General features: G+C 36.1%; 19 protein-coding genes and 1 pseudogene. 8 read left to right on the top strand and 12 right to left on the bottom strand.

Going from position 1 to position 21267, the window contains the following annotated elements; genetic code table 11:
* Nucleotides 1–237 precede the first annotated feature (237 nt).
* Nucleotides 238–1641, top strand: a complete 1404-nt coding sequence (locus tag BMW37_RS00995; protein WP_093316814.1) for a transglycosylase SLT domain-containing protein — start codon at nucleotides 238–240, stop codon at nucleotides 1639–1641.
* Between the two features lie 112 nt (nucleotides 1642–1753).
* Nucleotides 1754–2218, top strand: a complete 465-nt coding sequence (locus tag BMW37_RS00990) for a GyrI-like domain-containing protein (RefSeq protein ID WP_093316811.1) — start codon at nucleotides 1754–1756, stop codon at nucleotides 2216–2218.
* Nucleotides 2219–2433: 215 nt separating this feature from the next.
* Here the strand turns inward: BMW37_RS00990 and BMW37_RS00985 are convergent, their stop codons facing one another.
* The 5 genes from BMW37_RS00985 to BMW37_RS00965 form a co-directional block, all read right to left on the bottom strand.
* Nucleotides 2434–3000 (bottom strand): peptidylprolyl isomerase, encoded by a 567-nt coding sequence (locus BMW37_RS00985; RefSeq protein ID WP_093316808.1) that lies wholly within the window; start codon nucleotides 2998–3000, stop codon nucleotides 2434–2436.
* A gap of 22 nt (nucleotides 3001–3022) precedes the next feature.
* Nucleotides 3023–3328, bottom strand: coding sequence for a DUF167 family protein (locus BMW37_RS00980; RefSeq protein ID WP_093316806.1), 306 nt, complete (start codon nucleotides 3326–3328; stop codon nucleotides 3023–3025).
* Nucleotides 3318–3869 (bottom strand): YggT family protein, encoded by a 552-nt coding sequence (locus BMW37_RS00975; protein WP_093316803.1) that lies wholly within the window; start codon nucleotides 3867–3869, stop codon nucleotides 3318–3320. Before BMW37_RS00975 ends, BMW37_RS00980 begins: the two co-directional genes overlap by 11 nt.
* A 94-nt stretch (nucleotides 3870–3963) precedes the next feature.
* Nucleotides 3964–4815 carry a pyrroline-5-carboxylate reductase gene (proC, locus tag BMW37_RS00970; protein ID WP_093316801.1) on the bottom strand — a complete coding sequence of 284 codons (852 nt, stop codon included), beginning with the start codon at nucleotides 4813–4815 and terminating at the stop codon, nucleotides 3964–3966.
* 21 nt (nucleotides 4816–4836) lie between these two features.
* The gene (locus BMW37_RS00965; RefSeq protein ID WP_093316954.1) at nucleotides 4837–5583 is read right to left on the bottom strand and encodes a YggS family pyridoxal phosphate-dependent enzyme; all 747 of its coding nucleotides are present in this window, start codon (nucleotides 5581–5583) and stop codon (nucleotides 4837–4839) included.
* A gap of 410 nt (nucleotides 5584–5993) precedes the next feature.
* On the opposite strand from BMW37_RS00965, the gene rdgB reads away from it, so the two are divergent.
* Together rdgB and hemW are read left to right on the top strand one after the other, a co-directional pair.
* Complete coding sequence (rdgB, locus tag BMW37_RS00960) at nucleotides 5994–6608, top strand: RdgB/HAM1 family non-canonical purine NTP pyrophosphatase (protein ID WP_093316798.1); 615 nt, start codon at nucleotides 5994–5996, stop codon at nucleotides 6606–6608.
* An 8-nt stretch (nucleotides 6609–6616) separates the two neighbouring features.
* A complete protein-coding gene (gene hemW, locus BMW37_RS00955; RefSeq protein WP_093316796.1) occupies nucleotides 6617–7768 on the top strand; it encodes a radical SAM family heme chaperone HemW in 1152 nt (383 codons plus the stop codon).
* Between the two features lie 491 nt (nucleotides 7769–8259).
* Here the strand turns inward: hemW and BMW37_RS00950 are convergent, their stop codons facing one another.
* From BMW37_RS00950 to rplM, 3 genes are all read right to left on the bottom strand, one after another.
* Complete coding sequence (locus tag BMW37_RS00950; RefSeq protein WP_093316793.1) at nucleotides 8260–9498, bottom strand: MFS transporter; 1239 nt, start codon at nucleotides 9496–9498, stop codon at nucleotides 8260–8262.
* Between the two features lie 169 nt (nucleotides 9499–9667).
* Complete coding sequence (gene rpsI, locus BMW37_RS00945; protein WP_093316791.1) at nucleotides 9668–10060, bottom strand: 30S ribosomal protein S9; 393 nt, start codon at nucleotides 10058–10060, stop codon at nucleotides 9668–9670.
* Between the two features lie 15 nt (nucleotides 10061–10075).
* Complete coding sequence (gene rplM, locus BMW37_RS00940) at nucleotides 10076–10504, bottom strand: 50S ribosomal protein L13 (RefSeq protein ID WP_093316788.1); 429 nt, start codon at nucleotides 10502–10504, stop codon at nucleotides 10076–10078.
* Nucleotides 10505–10847: 343 nt separating this feature from the next.
* Here rplM and BMW37_RS15835 point away from each other — a divergent pair.
* Nucleotides 10848–11561, top strand: a pseudogene (locus BMW37_RS15835) (tRNA nucleotidyltransferase/poly(A) polymerase-related protein); the annotation flags it as partial.
* 552 nt (nucleotides 11562–12113) lie between these two features.
* Here the strand turns inward: BMW37_RS15835 and mltF are convergent.
* From mltF to coaE, 3 genes are read right to left on the bottom strand one after another with little or no spacing between them, the layout of a single operon-like run.
* Nucleotides 12114–13592 (bottom strand): membrane-bound lytic murein transglycosylase MltF, encoded by a 1479-nt coding sequence (mltF, locus tag BMW37_RS00930; protein WP_093316783.1) that lies wholly within the window; start codon nucleotides 13590–13592, stop codon nucleotides 12114–12116.
* A 53-nt stretch (nucleotides 13593–13645) separates the two neighbouring features.
* Nucleotides 13646–14386, bottom strand: a complete 741-nt coding sequence (locus BMW37_RS00925) for a cell division protein ZapD (protein WP_093316781.1) — start codon at nucleotides 14384–14386, stop codon at nucleotides 13646–13648.
* A gap of 1 nt (nucleotide 14387) precedes the next feature.
* Nucleotides 14388–15029: a dephospho-CoA kinase gene (gene coaE, locus BMW37_RS00920; RefSeq protein ID WP_093316778.1), complete on the bottom strand. Its 642-nt coding sequence runs from the start codon at nucleotides 15027–15029 to the stop codon at nucleotides 14388–14390.
* 632 nt (nucleotides 15030–15661) lie between these two features.
* Here coaE and BMW37_RS00915 point away from each other — a divergent pair.
* Nucleotides 15662–16807, top strand: a complete 1146-nt coding sequence (locus BMW37_RS00915; protein ID WP_093316776.1) for a chorismate mutase — start codon at nucleotides 15662–15664, stop codon at nucleotides 16805–16807.
* A gap of 116 nt (nucleotides 16808–16923) precedes the next feature.
* Here the strand turns inward: BMW37_RS00915 and lexA are convergent, their stop codons facing one another.
* Nucleotides 16924–17547 carry a transcriptional repressor LexA gene (lexA, locus tag BMW37_RS00910; RefSeq protein WP_093316773.1) on the bottom strand — a complete coding sequence of 208 codons (624 nt, stop codon included), beginning with the start codon at nucleotides 17545–17547 and terminating at the stop codon, nucleotides 16924–16926.
* Between the two features lie 322 nt (nucleotides 17548–17869).
* Here lexA and nhaA point away from each other — a divergent pair, with 322 nt between their 5' ends.
* Both nhaA and BMW37_RS00900 read left to right on the top strand, forming a co-directional pair.
* Complete coding sequence (nhaA, locus tag BMW37_RS00905; RefSeq protein WP_093316770.1) at nucleotides 17870–19060, top strand: Na+/H+ antiporter NhaA; 1191 nt, start codon at nucleotides 17870–17872, stop codon at nucleotides 19058–19060.
* 346 nt (nucleotides 19061–19406) lie between these two features.
* The gene (locus tag BMW37_RS00900; RefSeq protein WP_093316767.1) at nucleotides 19407–20807 is read left to right on the top strand and encodes a Do family serine endopeptidase; all 1401 of its coding nucleotides are present in this window, start codon (nucleotides 19407–19409) and stop codon (nucleotides 20805–20807) included.
* Nucleotides 20808–21267: the final 460 nt, after the last annotated feature.

Raw genomic sequence — 21267 nt, 5'->3', positions numbered from 1 at the left:
TAACCCATATAGATATGTGTAGCTGGTAAATAACCGTCTAGCACTATCTAATAAAAATGAAATTACTTTTTGGTCTGAAGGTTTAAGTACTTCGCATGTTGATATCGAGGTTGAATTCAACATAAGACTGATGTTCAATCTATGCAATGATCCATTATTGCTTTTTGGCTTTGAGCTTCATGTAAGCTTATTGTGAAAGTGATTGAACTAGGTAACCAATGATGAGTAAATAAAATTATGAAGAGATTACAAACAGCACTTTTTACAACACTCCTAGCAATCCTTTTTTTATCAGGTTGCCAAAATAGTTCCAATGCAGTCATGTCACCTGATCCAGTTAAAAAACACGACAACCCAAGTTTAAATTGGATTGATGATACTTTTAGTGAGCAAACAGTTTGGCAATATATGGCAAAAGAAATGACGATGCCAACTGAGAGCAACTCCAGAATTGAAAAAGAGATCGATTTTTATAAAAATAAGCAACGCTATTTTACCGATGTTTCAACTCGTGCAGAGCCTTATATGTACTGGTTATCGGAACAAATAAAAGAACGCAAAATGCCGATGGAATTAGTGTTAATTCCTATCATTGAAAGCGCATTTAGAACAGATGTTGTTTCTTCTCAAAATGCTGCTGGTATCTGGCAAATTGTACCAAGTACAGGTAAAAATTTCGGTTTGAAACAGAATCAGCTGTACGATGGCAGGCATGATGTGGTTGCCTCAACTACCGCAGCGCTTGATTTACTCGAACGCTTACATAAAATGTTTGATAATGATTGGCTACTTGCTATTGCAGCTTACAATAGTGGTGAAGGTCGAGTGATGCAAGCTATCGCAAAAAATAAAAAACAAGGAAAACCAACCGATTTTTGGTCTTTAAGTACGCTTCCGCCTACTACGAAACAGTACATTCCTCGTTTACTAGCCCTTCAGTCTATTTTCAAAAACCCTGAAAAATACGGTGTAAAACTGGCTAAAGCAGACAAGGCTAATGCGCTTATACCAGTAAAAATTGATCAGCCGATTGAATTATCAGCCGCAGCCGATCAAATTGGTATCAGTGCAAATCGTTTACAACATTTAAATGCAGGTTATAAAAAAGGGGTAACGAATGCTAATGGAGAGCATTATATTTTATTACCTCGCGCACTTGAGACTCAATTTATTTCATCAATTGAGTCGGGACAAATTGCTAGAGCAAAAGTTAAGTCAAGTACAGATCAGCCTAATACGCAAACAGCCTCTAATTCAAAAAATAAAACGCCTAATACACAAGGGCAGTATACGATTGAAAAAGGGGATAGTTTGTCGTTAATTGCGAGCAAAAATAACGTTAAAATATCTGATTTGAAAAAATGGAATAACTTAACGGATAAAAGCTTAATTTTACCTGGGCAAAAACTTATCGTAAATTCAACGAAATTAGCGAATGCTCAAAATAACACTGCGCAGAAAAATGATACTAATAAACGCCAAAAAATTGTATATACTGTGAAACAAGGTGATTCACTTGGTAAAATTGCTCAAAAGCACGGTGTAAAATTAGCTGAGCTAAAATCGTGGAACACGATTAAAGATGATAAGAAACTTAAACTAGGTTCTAAGGTAACCGTTTATGTGGACTCAAATTCTTAACAAGTAACAGTCAATTCGCTTAAATTGGGGCAAATTTAGCCCCATTCTATTAGGTATGGATACAAGATTTATGTGATCCATATGTTATTTAATGAACGTGTAAGGATAAGATATGGATAACATAGCCACCCCCATCGAATACGAATGCTCTGCTTTTACTGTGTATGGTTTTAATATTAGAACAAATAACCGTACTGAGGCTGACGTTGGAACTGCAAAGATTGGTCAATTATGGCAGCGTTTTGGCTATGAGGTTGCACCTAAAATGAGTTCACAATCATCTGTATATGGTATTTATACGAATTATGAAGCCGATATGCATGGTGAATATGACGTATGGGCCGGCATCACTGAAATAAATGAACACGCAAACGCACTAGAAAAAACTAACGTACCTGCTGGGCGTTATTTAAAATTTAGCCATCACGGTGAAATTCCTAACGTGATTATTGAGTTATGGCAACATATTTGGGCATATTTTACTGACCCAAACTGCTCATATGAACGCGCTTATACAGCAGATTATGAATTTTATTATTCAGCGACGCACGTTGATCTTTTTATCGCAATCAAATAATTGTGATAAACCAATATTAAATGATCTTGGTTCATATAAGCTTACAACTGACTCCATAGCGCATAAGCATATTACACTTAGATAAGATACATGCCGAGAAATTTTAGTGTTTAATATGGATTCTAAAATCCAAAAATAAATATCGCTTATTTAAAATTACGTCATTGGGCTGTATTTATCACTCAATGACGCTCTTTACTCTACTGATATAAAAACTATTTAACGACTTCTACTTTTTCAATAATGACAGCTTGTGTAGGGACGTTTTGATGGCCACCTTGATTTGCTGTTTCCACATTAGCAATCGAATCTACTACATCCATTCCTTCAGTTACTTCACCAAATACCGCATATCCAAAATCTCTTGCGCCATTATCTAAAAATTTATTATCAACAACGTTAATGAAAAACTGCGATGTCGCGCTATCTTTATCGCTTGTTCTTGCCATCGCAATCGTTCCCCTTGTATTAAGCAAACCATTATCTGCTTCATTTTTAATGGGGCTTCTCGTCTCTTTTTGTTGCATATCAGAGGTAAATCCCCCACCCTGAATCATAAAACCTGGAATCACTCTGTGAAAGATCGTGCCATCATAGTAACCCGCCTGTGCATATTCAACAAAATTACTGACACTTAGAGGTGCTTTATCACCATCAAGCGTTAATGTAATCGGTCCCTTATTTGTTGTCATTTTCACAGTAATTTGTTCTGCAAAAGCATTTAAACCAACAAGTAATGTTGACATAGTTAATACTGCTAGTGCGGTTTTTTTTAGAAACATACTGGTTCCCTCTTTAGTTTAATTAATTGATAATTTTGACAACTGAAGCTAATTCCTCAGGTATCAATGTTGGAAATTGAATACTAATACGTTTATGCCGACCGAGCTCACCTTGTTCAATCATAATATTCTTTTTTGCAACTTTAAATGTCTTAGACAGTAACTTAATAATATGATCATTTGCTTTACCATCCACTGGCGGCGCTGTAATAGCAAGTTTATATTCCTCACCATACCAGCCCACCCACTGATCTCGGCTAGATTTAGGTTGTATATACAAACACAGCATAATTTTTGTTGGTAAAGGATTGGATGACTTAAATTCCATACAGTGCTCTTGTAATGAAAAACGTTACTTGCCCATGTAAATAATTTAAAAAGTAGAGTCCAAATAAGAATATCATTATCGAAAAATCAATCATTCCTACTGGAGGAACGATACGTTTAATCGGTCCAATAAGAGGTTGAGTCAGTTGATAAATCACTGCATCAATTGGATTACGTCCTTGACTTACCCAACTTAAAATCACATTAATGATCATTACCCAAAAAACCGTCTGTCCAATTAAATGGGTAAAATCTAACACTGAAAATACAATTAAGCCCACAATATCAAATGACCCAACAGAACTTACAAATGAATTGATTAAAAACTTCCCAAAAATAAGCACATAAGCAATTAATAAAGACGCATAGTCAATGGCCCCTCTAGCTGGGAAAAGTCGCCTAGGCTGCGCTGTAATGTGCTCTGTTAATTTAACGATCGTTTGAGAAAATGGGTTATAAAAGTCTGCACGAGCAATTTGTAGCCACACTCTCAGTATTAACACCATGACATACAAATTAATTATTTCATAGATTAAAATCATAACGCTATTTCCTTAAATTCCTAACATTCATATTTTTAGACCAATCATTGGCCACCCTTACTCTACAGTAATTAGCCTATTTTATCGACAAAAATTATCGCTTACCTGCTGACATTGTGCGTGATTTATCTGATGCAGCTTTCATTGCATCATATACCAAACTAAATAAATCGCCTTTTACGAACGCATTAAGAGCCTGCTCTGTTGTGCCTCCCTTAGATGTCACCTGCTGAGCTAATGCTTCAAATGTATTTGATTCAGCCGCCTCAGCTAACAAGACTGCTCCTTTTGCAGATTGTAAAACAAGCAGCTTAGCCTCTTCATCACTACAACCAAGCTTTATCGCCGCTTCTTGCATAGCTTGCATGAATTTAAAAAAATAAGCAGGGGCACTGCCAGCGGTAGCAATAAAGGCATGCATCTGTTCTTCTTGCTTTAATGTGTGAACTAATCCAACACTTTGCATCAACTTTTCGACAAACATTTTTGCCTGTCCGCTCGCCTTATCTGAAGCATAGATACCGCTAACTCCCTCACCTATGATGGCAGGTGTATTAGGCATGACTCGTATAATCTCAATCTCATCCCCTAACCATACTTGATACTGCGCTACTTCTATTCCTGCTGCTAACGTCACTAACAATTTATTCGATAAATTAACATGCTGTCTTAATAACTCACATACCGCTTGCATCATTTGTGGTTTGACCGCTAGTATAATCACATCAGCATCAAGTGCATTTTGAATATTATCATGATGATGGGAAACGCCATATTCATGACTCAGTGCAGCACGCCTAATTTCAGAAGGTGAGCTTACGCATATTTCTGCAGCGGGGTAGCCTGTTTTAATCAAACCAACAATAATCGCTTTTGCCATATTTCCCGCACCGATAAAACCAAGTTTAGGATAGACTTTATTACCATAACGCAAAGGGGAATGCATAGTTACCTCATTATGTAATCATTAAGTTCTTGCACCAAAAATCGCTGATCCAACCCGCACTAATGTACTACCAGCCCGAATAGCGACTGAAAGATCATCACTCATACCCATAGAAAGTGTATCTATCTGACAATTTTGATGGTGCGGATATTCTTGTTGCAACTGTTTAAATTTATCTGTTAATTTCATTAGACTCAAATAATGCTGCTGTATCTTCTCATCGGTAGGATTATCACCAATAGGCGCTGGAATCGTCATTAACCCTCTAAAACAGAGTGTTGTTTCAGCTAAAACACACTGCACTAATGTATCAACCTCATCTAGATCAATTCCTGATTTTGTTTCTTCACCACTAATATTAACTTGGATTAGTACATTCAATCGAGGTAAATGCAAAGGACGCTGCGCACCGAGTCGCTTAGCTAATTTTTCATTATCTAACGTATGCAACCAATCAAAATGTTGAGCGATATATTTGCTTTTATTACTTTGCAAAGGTCCAATAAAGTGCCAAATCAATTGCTCACGATAGGGTGTCGTTTCAAAATATTGTATTTTTTCTATACCCTCTTGGACATAATTTTCACCAAATTCATTTTGATTAGCATGGATTGCATGTTCAATTTGGTCAATACTTTTTGTTTTACTGACCGCAAGTAACGTGATGTCTGTCGGATTTCGTCCATATTGCAGTGCGCTCTGAGCAATTTGTTTCCTGACATTTGATAATTGTTCTGCAATTAACCCATGTTCTTGTGTCGTATTCATGACGATTGATTCCTCATGCCTAAGTGTCTTACTTTTATCATTTTCATTATGCACGATTGTAATAGGCATAACCGCTTTAAACAAGCCTAAGAGGTTAATTGCTGTGATTAAGTTAGCTTGAGTGTTAGGAAAAAACTCTTATCTTCGGAAAAACATCAGCATTATATAATGCAGCATCACATAAGTCACATCAGCATAAGATAAGTTCACAATACTAGACGAAAGATGAGAAAACCTGCAATAATTCATCTAGCGTTTAAATGAATTAATAAAGTAACCAAATGCATTTTTGGATTCTCATCGCATCAACTCAATTACAAAAAAAGAAATAGGCACGAAATATTAAGTAATCATGGTAAAATATCATCTCACTCTTATCAGATACTTTTAATTTTACAGGTATTTTTATTATGCAAAAACTCGTTCTAGCTACTGCCAATCCCGGTAAAGTCAATGAAATTCAACACTTATTAGGTCAATTTGGCTGGGATGTTATCGCGCAAACAGATCTTAATGTCACATCTGTTGAAGAAACAGGTCTAACATTTATTGAAAACGCGATCCTCAAAGCAAGACATGCATCTTTAATTACTGGGCTTCCAGCACTTGCAGATGATTCAGGTCTAAGTGTCATAGGCTTACAAGGAGAGCCAGGAATCTATTCTGCTCGTTATGCAGGAATAGACGCAACCGACCAAGAAAATAATACTAAACTCATTGAAACATTAAAGCAAAATCCAACTATCAATAGAGAAGCGACTTTTCATTGCGCACTGGTATTTTTAACCCACGCAACAGATCCTGCTCCGATTGTCTGCTACGGTATTTGGCATGGTCAAATTATTGATGAACCCAGAGGAAATCAAGGTTTTGGCTATGACCCTTATTTTTATATTCCTGATCTTGACAAAACTGCTGCCCAATTAACTCGTGAGGAAAAACATCAATATTCACACCGAGGGCAAGCGTTAAGTGCGTTATTCCAACATTTTAACTCTGATACCTCTTACACTCATTCTAAATAGGGTTAATTATGACACTCAAAGCGCATTCTAACTTCACACTAGCACCACTTAGTCTGTATGTTCATATTCCATGGTGTGTGGAAAAATGCCCTTACTGCGATTTTAATTCTCATGCCCTAAAAACTAAATTACCGCAAGTTGAGTATATTGAGCACTTACTGAAAGATTTAGAAATCGATGCAAAATTAGTTAAAGGCAGACAAATCCAATCTATATTTATTGGTGGTGGAACGCCAAGCTTACTTGATGGTGATGTTCTAGATACCTTGTTAAAAGGTATTTTTGCAAGAGTAGAGGTGAGCCCATCAGCTGAAATTACCATGGAAGCAAATCCCAATAGTGTTGAAGCGCTTCGTTTTTCTAATTATCAATCCAGTGGAGTCAATCGTATTTCGATAGGTGTGCAGAGCTTTAATGCTGATAAGCTCATACGCCTAGGCCGCATTCACGATCCTAAAGAGGCCATCAATGCAGCACACATTGCGAAAAAACTTGGCCTGCAAAGTTTCAATTTAGATATCATGCATGGCCTGCCAAACCAAAGTACCGAAGAAGCATTAAATGATATTAAGCAGATCATTGAATTAGATCCTCCTCATTTTTCTTGGTATCAATTAACCATTGAGCCCAATACCAACTTTGCCTCCAAACCACCTAAATTACCCGATGATGATATTCTTTGGGATATTTATACACAAGGAAATGAATTACTCAGTCAAGCAGGCTACGTACAATACGAAACCTCTGCCTACTCAAAAGTAGGATACCAATGCCAACATAATTTAAATTACTGGCGTTTTGGGGATTATCTAGGAATTGGCTGCGGTGCACATGGAAAAATAACATATTTAAATGGTTCAATTATTCGAACGCAAAAAACAAAACATCCAAAAGGCTACATGGAAAGCCGTTATTTAGACCAATCATGGCAAGTACCTCTTGAGGAAAGACCTTTTGAGTTTTTTATGAATCGTTTTCGATTATTTGAACCTGTCGCTAAAACTGAATTTGAACATTACACCTTTTGTGAATTAACTAGCATTGAAAAGGCAATTTCAGATGCTACTTCAAAAGGCTTTATAGATACAACGGATTCTCATTGGCAAATTACATCTAAGGGAAAATTATTTTTAAATGATCTACTCGACCTATTTTTATAGATGCAATGTCATTTTATAACAGACTAAAAAGTCATTTCCTATTCAAATCAAGAAAAATAGCGGACAAAATTTATCATTCAAGCTTACATCCTCCCTTGAAAGGGAGAATGTAAGCTATTGCTAAGAAGTAAAAAAATTAAACACTAAGATGGTTAATCAATCATTATTCACATTGTTGAGTACTTGATAAGAGACATGACATTTTTATAATTAGCTTCCGAAACAATATGATATATAGAAGGCCGTTTATAAAAGGGAGTAACCCATTTTCCTGATGCTTTTTAAGCCATTTCTTCTGATTGTTTTTTCGTATTATGTTTTTTTGATAGCGAACTCAAGTGGCGCGCTAGAGATTGGATAGGATGAGAGGCAACCAAAGGCTTGTAAGAGCCGATAGATGATTAAGGGTGTTAATCATCTATACAGTTTGCTATGACATTAAATAGACCACATCATCAATAGAACGTGCAATTTGAATTCACCTCATCGAATTATAAGCATTTCGCTTTTTTATATGTACTGATAAATGCAAACGCACACATGGCCCATAAGACAATACAAATTAAAGACATTAAATTAAAGCCAATTAAATCAGTCAATAGGTAAGCATGGTTTGCTAATTCAATTCCACCTGCAAACATAAAAGCATTTATCATACCAAGCGCAGCTGAAACGGTTCCTTTACTGATTTGACTTGAAAATAACGTTAAACGATATAACCCTGCATTCGCCACACCAAGCCCATAGGCATAAATTGAAATACCGACCACCATAAATTGATAACTCTCTGGATTAAACAACGTACCTATCGCTGCAATTAAGATCCCAATCATCATAGGAATGGCCCCTAGAAAGATAGGACGCGTAATAGCCACTTTGCCAGTTAAACGTGCAAGCGTAAAATTACCTAACAATAAGCAGACAAAAACTGGTATTTGCAATAAACTATAGTGCTTATTCGTTAATGCTCTATCTGTCATGAATATAAGAGGAGTCTGGGCAATCCAAGTCAACAAAGGAATAAGGGCAAATCCTATCGCTAATGATCCTCTCAAAAATTGAGGATTAGCAAAGATTTGTCGATAATCAGTCCAAATTTCTTTAACAACGAGGGGTTGGCCTTTTAATGGTGCGCTTTCTGGCATAGACTTAAAAAGCCCTAAAAAGGCGATAAGAGATAAGATTGCAAAAAGGATGAATATCACTTGCCAAGGTGCAATCTCAATAATTTTACTACCCAATAAAGGTCCAAGCATGGGAGCAATTAGAGAGACATTCGCCATGATAGCGGTTAATTTAATAGCAATTACTTCATTAAAAGAATCTTGAACAGCCGCATAACCCACTGCACCAATGAAACATAAACCAATGCCCTGAAGTATTCGCATCATCATAAATTGCTCTATATTCGCGACAAATAAAATCGCAAGGCAAGTGATAATAAAAAATGCCACACCACTTAACATGACTACTCGGCGCCCCTTTCTATCTGCAAGTGGGCCAATTAACCACTGTAAAAGCATCCCCCCAAAAATATAATAGCTCATCGACTTAGCACTCCACTCAGAACTCGCATCAAAATAGCGCAGAATGTGGTTAGGCATCGCAGGTAGAGTCATATCATTACCGATGTAAACAGTAAATTCATATAAAACAAGGCAAATCGGAAAAAGCAATACCGCAAAACTAAGTTGTCTTAGAGAGGTTATCTGTGGTGAGGGGCTATTCATAAATACTGATACCATGGTGTTCGCAATTGATCATATTATATTAAAAAATACTTAAGAGCACTCTATCTTTAATACATAAATAAAAAAAGAGACAGGTCGCTAAACCTATCTCTTCTGATTATTTAATCATATAACACACTATTTAATCTGTTATATGCATTTAAAACAATTAACGTTTAGAGAATTGTGGACGTTTACGAGCTTTACGTAGACCCACTTTCTTACGTTCAACCTGACGTGCATCACGAGTTACGAAGCCAGCTTTACGTAATTCAGGACGTAGTGACTCATCATACTCCATTAGAGCACGAGTGATACCATGACGAATTGCACCAGCTTGACCTGAAATACCACCACCTTTAACCGTAATGTAAAGATCAAATTTTTCAGTCATTTCAAGCAACTCTAATGGTTGACGAACAACCATACGCGCCGTTTCACGACCAAAATACTCTTCTAAAGTACGCTTATTGATTACGATATTACCAGAACCTGGTCTGATAAATACACGTGCAGTTGAGCTTTTGCGGCGCCCTGTACCGTAGTTTTGATTAACAGCCATTTTATAGTACCCCGATTAAATGTCTAGAATTTGCGGTTGTTGTGCAGCATGGTTATGCTCAGCACCTGCGTAAACTTTTAGCTTACGATACATGTCACGGCCTAACGGTCCTTTTGGTAACATGCCTTTTACCGCAATCTCAATGACACGCTCAGGATGGCGTTCAATCATTTGTTCAAAGGTTGCTTCCTTCAAACCACCAACATAACCAGTGTAGCGATAGTACATTTTATCAGTACGTTTTTTACCTGTTACCGCAACTTGTTCTGCATTGATAACAATAATATAGTCACCTGTGTCCATATGAGGTGTATATTCTGGTTTATGCTTACCACGAAGACGACGAGCAATTTCAGTTGCTAAGCGACCTAAAGTTTTACCTGTAGCATCAACCACAAACCATTCACGTTTGATTGTAGCTGGAGTAGCTGTAAAAGTTTTCATTATTTATCTACCTAAAATTAAAAAAAAACCACTTTGAATCAAATGATTCACCGTTATGACTGAATCTTTACCCCTTCGAGCAATCTTCAGTTTGATGCTTGACTCGGGAATAGTCAACACCGTAACGTGGGGTCGCGCGATTATACAGATAATTCACAGGATCTCAAGCTTTGCTTACAATTAATAGGCTATTATAGTATATTTAGCTCTAATTTATCTGGCATACGGTATAAACCTTGTCCTTCAAGGTGCAGAAGATGTCAAGTTTATGAAATAATTAACTATCTTCCTTTTATTTCTATTAACCTTTTAGCTTCAATTAATAATAACGAATAAATTCAATATGAAAGTATATTTAGTCGGCGGTGCAGTTAGGGATGGTTTGCTTGGACTGCCTATCAAAGATCATGATTGGGTTGTTGTCGGCACAACGCCAGAAGAGATGCTGCGTAGTGGTTTTCAACAAGTTGGTAAAGACTTCCCTGTTTTTTTACATCCCGACACTCATGAAGAGTATGCACTGGCAAGAACTGAACGTAAATCTTCAATAGGTTATACGGGATTTGAGTGCTACGCTTCTGCTGATGTCACTCTTGAAGAAGATTTATTAAGAAGAGATCTAACAATTAATGCAATTGCCTTTGATTTTGAGTTATTCAAGTTACACTATCCTAGTTGCTTGACTCCTGAACAAGCAATTAAACACTGTAAGACCCTTGATTGCATTAATGAAACCTATTTCATTGACCCATATCATGGCATAGATGACTTAACAAGCCGCACATTAAAGCATGTTTCAGATGCCTTCATAGAAGATCCTTTAAGGGTGTTAAGGTTAGCAAGATTTAAGGCTAAATTTGCTGATATGCAATTTAACTTAGCTGCAGAAACCCAAAAGCTCATTAACAAGATGGTTATCAATGGTGAATTAAATACACTTACAAAAGAGAGAATCTGGCAAGAAACCCACCGAGCGCTGGAAACGAATTTACCATCTGAATATTTTAGATTATTAGGTCAATGTGGCGCTTTTGAAATTTTATATCCGAATTTTAATGCTGCTATAACAGCACATTCCCTAGCTTGTCTTGATGACGCAGCAAAAAAAGGGGCCTCTCTAGCAGTGTGCTTTGCGGTATTGCTCTACCCGTTATTCGATATTGACACAAATCATTCATTAAGAGACAAAAAAAGATTTAATGCACTATTTGACTCGCTCAGGATAGGGAAGGTATATAAAGATATGGTTTGGCTGATTGCAAATCACTATACATTCTGGATGAATTTAGACCATCCTAATGCAGAAGAAATCTTAACTCTATTCGAGAGCTTAGCTGCATTCAAGCATCCTCAATTAATTAATGATTATTGCTTTATGTGCACATTGATTTACCACTCATCTGAAGTGGCATCTAGTTCAGAAAGTAAAAGAGTATTATTAGTCAACGCTCTAGAGAGCCTAAATAATATCAATATAGAGGCTATATTAGCATCTGGTATCAAAGGAATAGAAATAAAAGAAGCAATTACTCAGCTAAGACTTCAAACACTAAGGACGTTATTGCAAGCTAGAGTATCATTGTAAGCATTTCTGCAACTAAATTGACAGCTAGCCATTTGTTTGGGTTTTCACATTTGGTTCAAGCGATGAAATATTCTCTATTTGAATATTCATATCACTCATCGCTTCTAGCCCTAATAGACTTGTATAATATCGCCTTATATTTTCAACATACACTAATGCTTCATCCCCCCTTGCAAATCCATATTTTAAAGTCGGGTAAATTGCTTCATCTCTTAGAAGAGGCAGATTTTTTTTGACATCATGCCAACTATCTGGATTTCCACCTCGAAGTAATGTTAAATCACGTGCATCCCATAAATGACCTATACCCATATTGTATGCTGCTAACGCAAACCAAATTCGTTCATCTGCTTCTACAGTTTCAGGAATTCTTTCTAACAAGAATCGCAAATATTGTACGCCCCCTAAAATACTTTTTTCAGTATCTAGCCTATCATCAATTCCTAAGTAAGATGCGGTATCTCGAGTTAACATCATCATACCTCTTACACCTGTTGGAGATTTAGCAAGTGGATCCCAATGTGATTCTTGATAGGCAATGGCTGCAATTAGACGCCAATCAAATTCTTTTGCATGCTCGACAAAAAAGGGTTTAAACTCGGGTAGCTTGTGTTTAACTGACCGAATAAATCGGTAAGTATCAACTTTATCAAATGGGGCTATGGGTGTGAAATATTTTTCTGCTAACTTATCGAGAATATCTAATGTCTGTGGCTCTTGATGGAATGATTCGAATGCTTTTAATAAAGAATCTTCTCCACCTGGCGCTGCAAAATGCCATGCAAATGCTTCATTTTCAGCTATATTCGTGATAATTTTAAGCTCTGGGTGAATTCGCCTAAAAATTGCAGCAGAGACTGAATCTACAATTGCAAAGTCCTCTTTTCCTGAAATCAATCCTATTAATGGATAAAAGGGATTACCACTTTCATATGCTTGAATATCACTAAAGGTATATAAATCGTCCTCTTTCGATAAGCTCGTCAACAGATATCCTGACTCATCATTTTGTTTGAGAACTGAATCAAAGACGTCACTTTGTTGTAATGTTTCGCTGATTGCTAGCTCGCTCTGATAAAGCTGTCTACTGGTTTCAAGCTGAATATTTGTATTGTGGAGTGCGACAAGCTGCAAGTGTTGCGTATAAATAGGGGGGCCTATCAGCCAGTTTTCAATAGGATCTTGTGGTAACCCAATAATAATATCGGGTTTAATAATAACGTCTTGTAAACTTTCAGTATGGATAATGTCTAACTCAACGCCTAAATATTTTGCAAAATTACGGGCAAGATCATCATTAAACCCAGCAGAATATGTTGAGTAAACGAGCTTGAATGGAGAATTGATAATAACAACAGTTAATTTATTCTGCAAAAGAACGTGAGATAATTGCGATGTATTCATTCCATTAAGGCTTTTAATTGATTGACTTTGCTTTAATAACACCGTTGTTATTAAAATAACAATCATTAAAAATAACCATAAGAACTGGTTTTTGCTCATTTCTCTGCTCAAATTGTTCGGATAAATACCAAATCAATCTCCATCAACATTAATTAACAGCTTGATATCACAAATTCCAATTCATCTGGAACGGTACCGTTATCAGCGTCATATGGTAAAAAGCGAATCATAAATCGATTTTTAACACCTGAAATTTGCGGGTAAATTAAATCAGTCACATCTAACTTCACTCTTAATAACTCTTTATTTTCAGCAACATCCTGAAAGAAACCTTTTTTTGCTACTGCGACCTGATGTGCACCTGTATTACGAGTCAATGAGACAATTGTAGTAATCGATTCTTTAAGAAAAACTAAAGGGCTGACCCATCCATCTATAATTTGCATTTGTGTTTTTTTAGGTAAATGCAACCAAACATGAAGCGTTGGAAGATCAAAATTACAGCAACCTCCTGGTATAGATAAGCGTTGCCTAATTGTATTGAGCAATTTATCATTTTGTAAATGAGCATTAAACCTCGCAACTTGTTTTACATTTTGAGCTAAAGAATTTAATTTAACTTGCCAAGCCTTTATTGCAGCATGATCTACATCAGGTGACTCGGCCCAAATCGCAAATCGCCCAAGCAATCTATCTAGATCTTTATACAAATCGACTTTAATATCACCTCTTTCAAGTACTTCTGATAATTCAATCAAACTTTTTAATAATGATAACGCCATAACATCAGTCTCAACTGATTTAACTTCGAAAATAGTATCTAAAAGGTTCTCTAATCGTAACCAAGTACGCATTTTTTCTGTTAAGGGGTGTTCAAATATAATTTCTGTCATTCTATAGATTTATCCTAGAGGTATGTTCACTCGTTTGGTATGCTTGTTCCAGATATTTTTGATGCAACAGTATAACCTGCTTCTCTATCGTTTCTAACATCTCATCACCATATATTACATCATCCGCTAAAGAAAGCCGAGTTTTTCGGCTGGCTTGCGATTTTAATATCTGTTCAACTTGGGTTTTAGAAACATTATCTCGATTAATTGTCCTTGCTATCTGTACTGACTCAGGCACATCAACAACCAGTATCCTATTAGCTTTTTTCTGTAGTCTATTTTCAAATAATAAGGGGACTACCCAAAGAACGTATGGGGAAGTAGCATTAGCGATTTGCAACTGGGTCTCTTTAGCGATTAATGGATGAAGAATTTGATTGACCATTTCTTTTGTCTGAATATGTTTATCTGTCTCGCCAAACATCATATTTCTCAAATGCCCCCTATCAAGGGTCCCATCTGGTTGTAAGATAGCTTGGCCAAATTTTTCTACAAGAATCGATAATCCATAACTTCCAGGTGCAACAATTTCTCTTGCAATGATATCTGCATCAATAATAATAACGCCTAATTTAGCAAAAAAATTAGAAACCGTTGTTTTACCGCTTCCAATTCCACCTGTTAATGCAACAGTATATTTCATATAAATGCAATGCCTTATGTTAAATGTAAGATGTGCATAATTAAATAATTCATCAAACCTTATTGCTTGAAAGTACTTTAAACTCATATACTATGAATCTACGGTATTTTAAATTTTATCATGTAGCACAAAAATCCTCTCATAAGATTTAATATTATTTTTGTATTATTTCCCTCCACCCTAAAAGCAAGAGATCCCTACTACGGTTAGTTTATTACTCACTTTTCATTTGGCTTTACACCAATTTTTACTACATTTTATTTTATGCATTAGCTATTTTTGTCATTTCGCTAATGTCGACTCTTCTGTTTTTAATGCTATTAATCGGTTTAAAATACTCGCCACGACTTAACGTCGCAAATTTTGCGATTCCCTTATCAATACTATTATCGCCCCTATTGAAAATAGGAGGGCGAAATTAGTATTCAGTTTGAATAGAACTATACCATTGAATACCACAAGAATAACGACTCAGCCGTAATGGATAAAAACCTTATCCGCCTAAAAATATCTTCCTAATACCACCGTTTTTTAGCAAGCGTAATTTTTTGCTTGTATTACGCCAAACAAGCGGTATGATTGAGCTTACTATGCAATTTATCTCCTTTGAACCATAAGATAAAAATATACCTATGCCAAATCAAAACTTAATCAACCTTAGAGAACGCATTACCGAAATTGATGAACAGTTATTAACACTATTATCAAAACGGTCTGATATTGCAACAGAAGTTGCGAAAACTAAACTTGCATTGCATAAACCCATTCGTGATGAAATTCGCGAAGCTGAATTACTATCAGCTTTGATTGAAAAATCTAACGCTTTAGGATTAGACCAAAATTATATCGCGAGAGTATTTCGTTTAATTATTGAAGATTCTGTTCAAAAACAACAAAAATGGATGAATCAAGAATTAAGCTCTACCGATTCCTCAGCATCAAGAGTTGCATTTTTAGGTCCTAAAGGTTCTTATTCACATCTTGCAGCACGAGCTTTTGGACACAGCCACTTTGATAAAACCATTGAATGTAGTTGTCATCGATTCGATGATATTTTTGAAATGGTAGAAACAGGTCACGCAGAGTATGCAGTAGTTCCGATTGAAAATACTAGCTCAGGTGCAATAAATGAAGTGTATGATCTCCTTCAATCAACTAGCCTGTCGATTGTTGGTGAAAAAATTATGCCTATTGAACACTGTTTTATGGGAATAAAACCAATTAACCTTGATGAAATCACAACTGTCTACAGTCATCCACAACCTTTTCAGCAATGCAGTCAATTTTTATCTAAATATCCACATTGGAAGATTGTTTATTGTGAAAGTACAGCTGCCGCGATGGAGATGGTCTACAACGAACAAAATAGTTCTCATGTCGCAATAGGAAGTGAAGCTGGTGGGCAGATTTATGGGCTAAACCTCATAGAAAAAGTACCTACTAATCAAGGTCAAAACATGACACGTTTTGTAGTACTTCATAGAAAGCCTAAAACCATTCCTTTACACATTCCAACGAAGTCAACTTTTTTGATGGCTACTGGACAACATGCTGGCGCATTAGTTGAAGCGCTTATTATTCTAAAAAATCATAACATTGTCATGAGTAAGTTAGAATCAAGACCTATGAAGGGTAATCCATGGGAAGAGATGTTTTACATTGATGTGCAAGCCAATTTAATTTCAGAAGAATTTCAAGAGGCAATTACGCACCTAAAATCTGAGACTCGTTTTTTTAAAGTATTAGGTTCTTATCCAGTCGATGGCATTCTTTTTTAACTGATTTACAGCCATTATGTTTATCAGTAAAACACAGAATAACACACCCAAAATCTTCACCAAATCCCAACTACTTGTCATGGGATTTGGTGATCCAAATTATTTGGTTTTACAGATTAAAATTGACCATTTCGAATAACACCAACAGCTAACCCTTCTATGGCAAAATGCTGTGTTCTTAAATCGACTACAATTGGTGAAAACTCATCATTTTCAGCTAACAAATAAATGATATTACCCTCACGCTTCAAACGTTTAACAGTAACATCTTCATCAACTCTAGCTACAATTACTTGACCATTTCTAACTTGCTCTGTTTTATGCACTGCTAATAAATCACCATCAAGAATACCTATTTTTACCATAGACATGCCTTCAACTCGGAGCAAAAAATCAGCAGAGGGTTTAAACAAATTCGCATCCACTTGATAAAATGAATCAATATGCTCAATAGCTAAAATAGGCACACCTGCTGCAACTTTTCCAATTAAAGGAAGTCCTTCTTGAGGTTTCATAAATGCATCATCTTCTAGCAATAATCTAATTCCTCTAGATGTACCTGCGATAATTTCAATATACCCCTTCTTAGCAAGAGCTTTCAAATGCTCTTCTGCTGCATTCGCTGAACGAAACCCAAGTTTCTTAGCAATCTCCACACGCGTAGGTGGCATGCCTGTTTCATAAATGGCCTCTTTAATGAGATCATAAATTTCTTGTTGCCTAACGGTTAAATTTTTCATTTTATATCACGAGGAACTATGTTTTACATAGGGGATAGCACCTGCTACTTAGCAGCCAACCTCGCACCTCCTTAATTAGTATGCTATCAGAATGAATATTATTCTATAATTAAAGTATATTACATTAAACTTAAACTGTATATAAAAACAGTGTTTTTATATACAGTTATGCTTGTTTTTAGTTTTAGATGCTGATGAAAACAGCAATTTGATGACAGGAAACAAATTCGATTCGAAAAAAAGCGTGAACCAAACCCATTTTACCTTTACACTTAGCCTTATCATAAATACTAGTAGGATTTATATTCGAGGAGGAAATTCAATGAAACAGTATTTACAACGCTTCTTAGCTTTCGAGGCGAGCGGGGGGATTATTCTTATCCTAGCCGCAATTGCAGCACTTATTATAGCTAATAGTCCTATGGGGATTATCTATGACACTATTCTTAATACATACTTTGTAATTGGCCTAGATCCAATCATTATCAAAGAATCTATCATTCATTGGATTAATGATGGACTCATGGCTATATTTTTCTTAATTATTGGCCTAGAAGTTAAAAGAGAACTATTAATTGGTGCATTAGCTAGCCGTGAAAGGGCATTATTTCCTTTTATCGCTGCGATAGGCGGTATCATAGCTCCTGCAATTATCTTTATTCTTTTTAATGCTTTTAATCCAGAGACCAGAAATGGATGGGCGATTCCTACCGCAACAGATATTGCATTTGCAGTAGGTGTACTTTCTCTATTAGGTACTCGTATACCTATCACATTGAAGGTATTTTTGCTTGCATTAGCGATTATTGATGATTTAGGCGCAATTTTAATCATCGCATTTTTCTACACTAAAGACATCGCTTGGGAGGCGCTTACTATTGCTGCAGTTGCAACTGCTATCCTCACATGTCTCAACTTGCTTGGGGTAAGACGCCTCACTCCCTACATGGTGATTGGTCTTATATTATGGGTTGCAGTGTTAAAATCTGGTGTTCATGCAACGATTGCAGGTGTTATCATTGGATTTTGTATACCGTTACGCCAAAATAAACGCGATCATTTACACGTCAGTGAGTCGCCTTCAGAGAAATTAGAACATACCTTACACCCTTGGGTAACATGGCTGATATTACCGCTATTTGCATTTGCTAACTCAGGAATTGTATTGTCTGGGATTACTTTAGATAAGATATTCTCAGCACTTCCATTAGGAATTGCATTAGGTTTAATTTTAGGTAAACCTCTTGGGATATACTTTTTCTCCTGGTTCGCTGTTAAAAAAGGCATAGCGACTTTACCGGATAATGTTACATTCCGACATATTCTTGGGGTATCTTTTATCTGTGGGATTGGTTTTACTATGTCTATTTTTATCAGTATTTTAGCTTTTGGATTAGAAAATAAGGAACTAATCAATTATGCAAAAGTCGGTATCTTAGCAGGTTCTATTATTTCAGGACTACTTGGTTACCTATTTTTACGACTGATACCGGCACCTAAGCCTATCAAATAAATTTAAACTCAATTCTATTTTATGCAAGTGGCTGGTATTTTATTGCCACTTGCCACTCAATTTATTTACTTGTTTCCTCAAATTTATAATATGATTTGCAAATAAAATGATTCATCGCAGGATCTTAACGTATAATGTGAATTATTTAATTGGAAAAACACAATATACCTAAAAACTGAACATTCTTTAACTAACTTTACAGCTTATCACTATTTATTTTCACTGTATTTAGTAAGAATACCAATACATTTTTTATTCAATAAAAATGGTAACAAGGGTTCTAACCCTACACCAGAAGGATATTTTCACACTTAACATAATAAAATACTATTTTGGAGTATACATAATGCGAACTAAATTGAATTTAAATAAAAATAAACTCTTCATGATGCTTGCTCTAAGTCTTGGACTCTCATGCATGTCAATGCAGCCAGCAATTGCAACCCTACCAGCAAGCATTACAGAAAGCCAATCTCTAGCCCCTATGCTTGAAAAAGTCTTACCAGCTGTTGTTTCCGTTAAAGTCAGTGGTGAAAGACAACAAGGACGTCAAAGACAGCAACAGTTACCAGATGAATTTAGGTTCTTTTTTGGCCCTAACTTTCCAGGTGAAACACCACGCTCACGTGGCTCAGATAAATTTGAAGGATTAGGTTCAGGTGTAATTATCGATGCTAAAGAAGGCTATATCATTACAAACAACCATGTTGTGCAAGGTGCTGATAAGATAAGAATTCAACTAAATGATGACAAAGAGTATGATGCAACTCTGATTGGTTCTGATGAACAATCTGATATTGCACTTTTAAAAGTTGAAGATCCAAAAAATTTAACTGAAATTAAAATCGCTAATTCCGATGAATTAAGAGTCGGTGATTTTGCTATTGCGATAGGGAATCCTTTTGGACTAGGTCAAACAGTTACATCAGGTATTATTTCAGCTCTCGGTAGAACCGGATTAAATCTGGAAGGATTAGAAAACTTCATCCAAACAGATGCATCAATAAATCAAGGAAATTCTGGCGGTGCGTTAGTTAATCTAAACGGTGAACTTATAGGGATAAATACAGCTATACTAGCGCCTGGTGGCGGTAATATAGGTATTGGTTTTGCCATACCGAGTAATATGGCTAAAAATCTGAGCCAACAATTAATTGAACATGGGGAAGTAAAACGGAGCTTACTTGGTATCAAAGGCAGTGAAATGACGCCTGATATTGCTGAAGCGTTTGGAGTTGATGCACAAAGAGGCGCTTTTGTAAGTGAAGTTTTAGCTGATTCTGCCGCAGAAAAGGCTGGGATACAATCAGGAGATATTTTAGTTTCTTTAGAAGGAAAACCCCTTAAAAGTTTCGCTGAATTAAGAGCTCGCATAGGTACAACTACTCCAGGTGAAGAAGTGACCATTGGTTTAATCAGAGATGGAGAAGAGAAAGATGTTAAAGTTACTCTAGTTGCTGATACTAGCAATACAGCAAGTGCTGAAGCAATTTCTAAATTCTTGACAGGAGCAACACTTGCTGATCATGTCAACGAAAATGGCATTAAAGGTGTCATAATAGAAAGTGTTGAAAAAAATTCTCTAGCGGAGCGTTATAATTTGAAAAAAGATGACCTTATTCTTAGTGCCAATAGAGTCCCGGTAAAATCAGTATCGGAGCTTAAAAAAGCATTACAAGACAAACCAGACGTTGTTGCCTTAAATATTTTAAGAGGTAATAGCAATATTTATCTAGTCTTCCGCTAATAAAGTTCATTATCGATTAGTCTTTTGACATACTCCCCTCCCTAAAGGAAGGGGAGCTATACTAAGGTTAGTTTATTACTCACTCATTTTTGTGAATCCTTGTTGCAGACTCCTACCATGAAACAAATACTTTGAAATTCACTTCACACACAAACAAGCCATGTCTTTAATGCATTGATCGCTCCAATAACATCCACATTCTTTTCAAATCCCCATTCAATGCTTTTGAAATAAGCTTGTGCAAACGATTTTCGTTCAATCTATGAGAGTCGAGAGGACATGTTCGCTGGGTATGTTTAGGTGGCACAGCGATTAATTGCCAAGCTAATTTATCTGCAAGTTACCTTTGAAACTCAAATCATGATTGATCTCATATCGCTTTATTCAATCCTGATTTTTGTTTAACCTATTTTACATGTTTCTCTTTATGGTCTTTTGCTAATTTGGACAGGTTTTTTAT

Source organism: Thorsellia anophelis DSM 18579, assembly GCF_900111395.1.
GTDB lineage: Bacteria > Pseudomonadota > Gammaproteobacteria > Enterobacterales > Thorselliaceae > Thorsellia > Thorsellia anophelis.
The sequence above is the reverse complement of the archived record's forward strand: the minus strand, read 5'-3'. Positions and strand labels throughout refer to the sequence as shown.

Coding starts and splice junctions, on each gene's coding strand:
- BMW37_RS00995 (WP_093316814.1), top strand. CDS start 238: ATGAAGAGATTACAAACAGCACTTTTTACAACACTCCTAGCAATCCTT.
- BMW37_RS00990 (WP_093316811.1), top strand. CDS start 1,754: ATGGATAACATAGCCACCCCCATCGAATACGAATGCTCTGCTTTTACT.
- BMW37_RS00985 (WP_093316808.1), bottom strand. CDS start 3,000: ATGTTTCTAAAAAAAACCGCACTAGCAGTATTAACTATGTCAACATTA.
- BMW37_RS00980 (WP_093316806.1), bottom strand. CDS start 3,328: ATGGAATTTAAGTCATCCAATCCTTTACCAACAAAAATTATGCTGTGT.
- BMW37_RS00975 (WP_093316803.1), bottom strand. CDS start 3,869: ATGATTTTAATCTATGAAATAATTAATTTGTATGTCATGGTGTTAATA.
- proC (WP_093316801.1), bottom strand. CDS start 4,815: ATGCATTCCCCTTTGCGTTATGGTAATAAAGTCTATCCTAAACTTGGT.
- BMW37_RS00965 (WP_093316954.1), bottom strand. CDS start 5,583: ATGAATACGACACAAGAACATGGGTTAATTGCAGAACAATTATCAAAT.
- rdgB (WP_093316798.1), top strand. CDS start 5,994: ATGCAAAAACTCGTTCTAGCTACTGCCAATCCCGGTAAAGTCAATGAA.
- hemW (WP_093316796.1), top strand. CDS start 6,617: ATGACACTCAAAGCGCATTCTAACTTCACACTAGCACCACTTAGTCTG.
- BMW37_RS00950 (WP_093316793.1), bottom strand. CDS start 9,498: ATGAATAGCCCCTCACCACAGATAACCTCTCTAAGACAACTTAGTTTT.
- rpsI (WP_093316791.1), bottom strand. CDS start 10,060: ATGGCTGTTAATCAAAACTACGGTACAGGGCGCCGCAAAAGCTCAACT.
- rplM (WP_093316788.1), bottom strand. CDS start 10,504: ATGAAAACTTTTACAGCTACTCCAGCTACAATCAAACGTGAATGGTTT.
- mltF (WP_093316783.1), bottom strand. CDS start 13,592: ATGAGCAAAAACCAGTTCTTATGGTTATTTTTAATGATTGTTATTTTA.
- BMW37_RS00925 (WP_093316781.1), bottom strand. CDS start 14,386: ATGACAGAAATTATATTTGAACACCCCTTAACAGAAAAAATGCGTACT.
- coaE (WP_093316778.1), bottom strand. CDS start 15,029: ATGAAATATACTGTTGCATTAACAGGTGGAATTGGAAGCGGTAAAACA.
- BMW37_RS00915 (WP_093316776.1), top strand. CDS start 15,662: ATGCCAAATCAAAACTTAATCAACCTTAGAGAACGCATTACCGAAATT.
- lexA (WP_093316773.1), bottom strand. CDS start 17,547: ATGAAAAATTTAACCGTTAGGCAACAAGAAATTTATGATCTCATTAAA.
- nhaA (WP_093316770.1), top strand. CDS start 17,870: ATGAAACAGTATTTACAACGCTTCTTAGCTTTCGAGGCGAGCGGGGGG.
- BMW37_RS00900 (WP_093316767.1), top strand. CDS start 19,407: ATGCGAACTAAATTGAATTTAAATAAAAATAAACTCTTCATGATGCTT.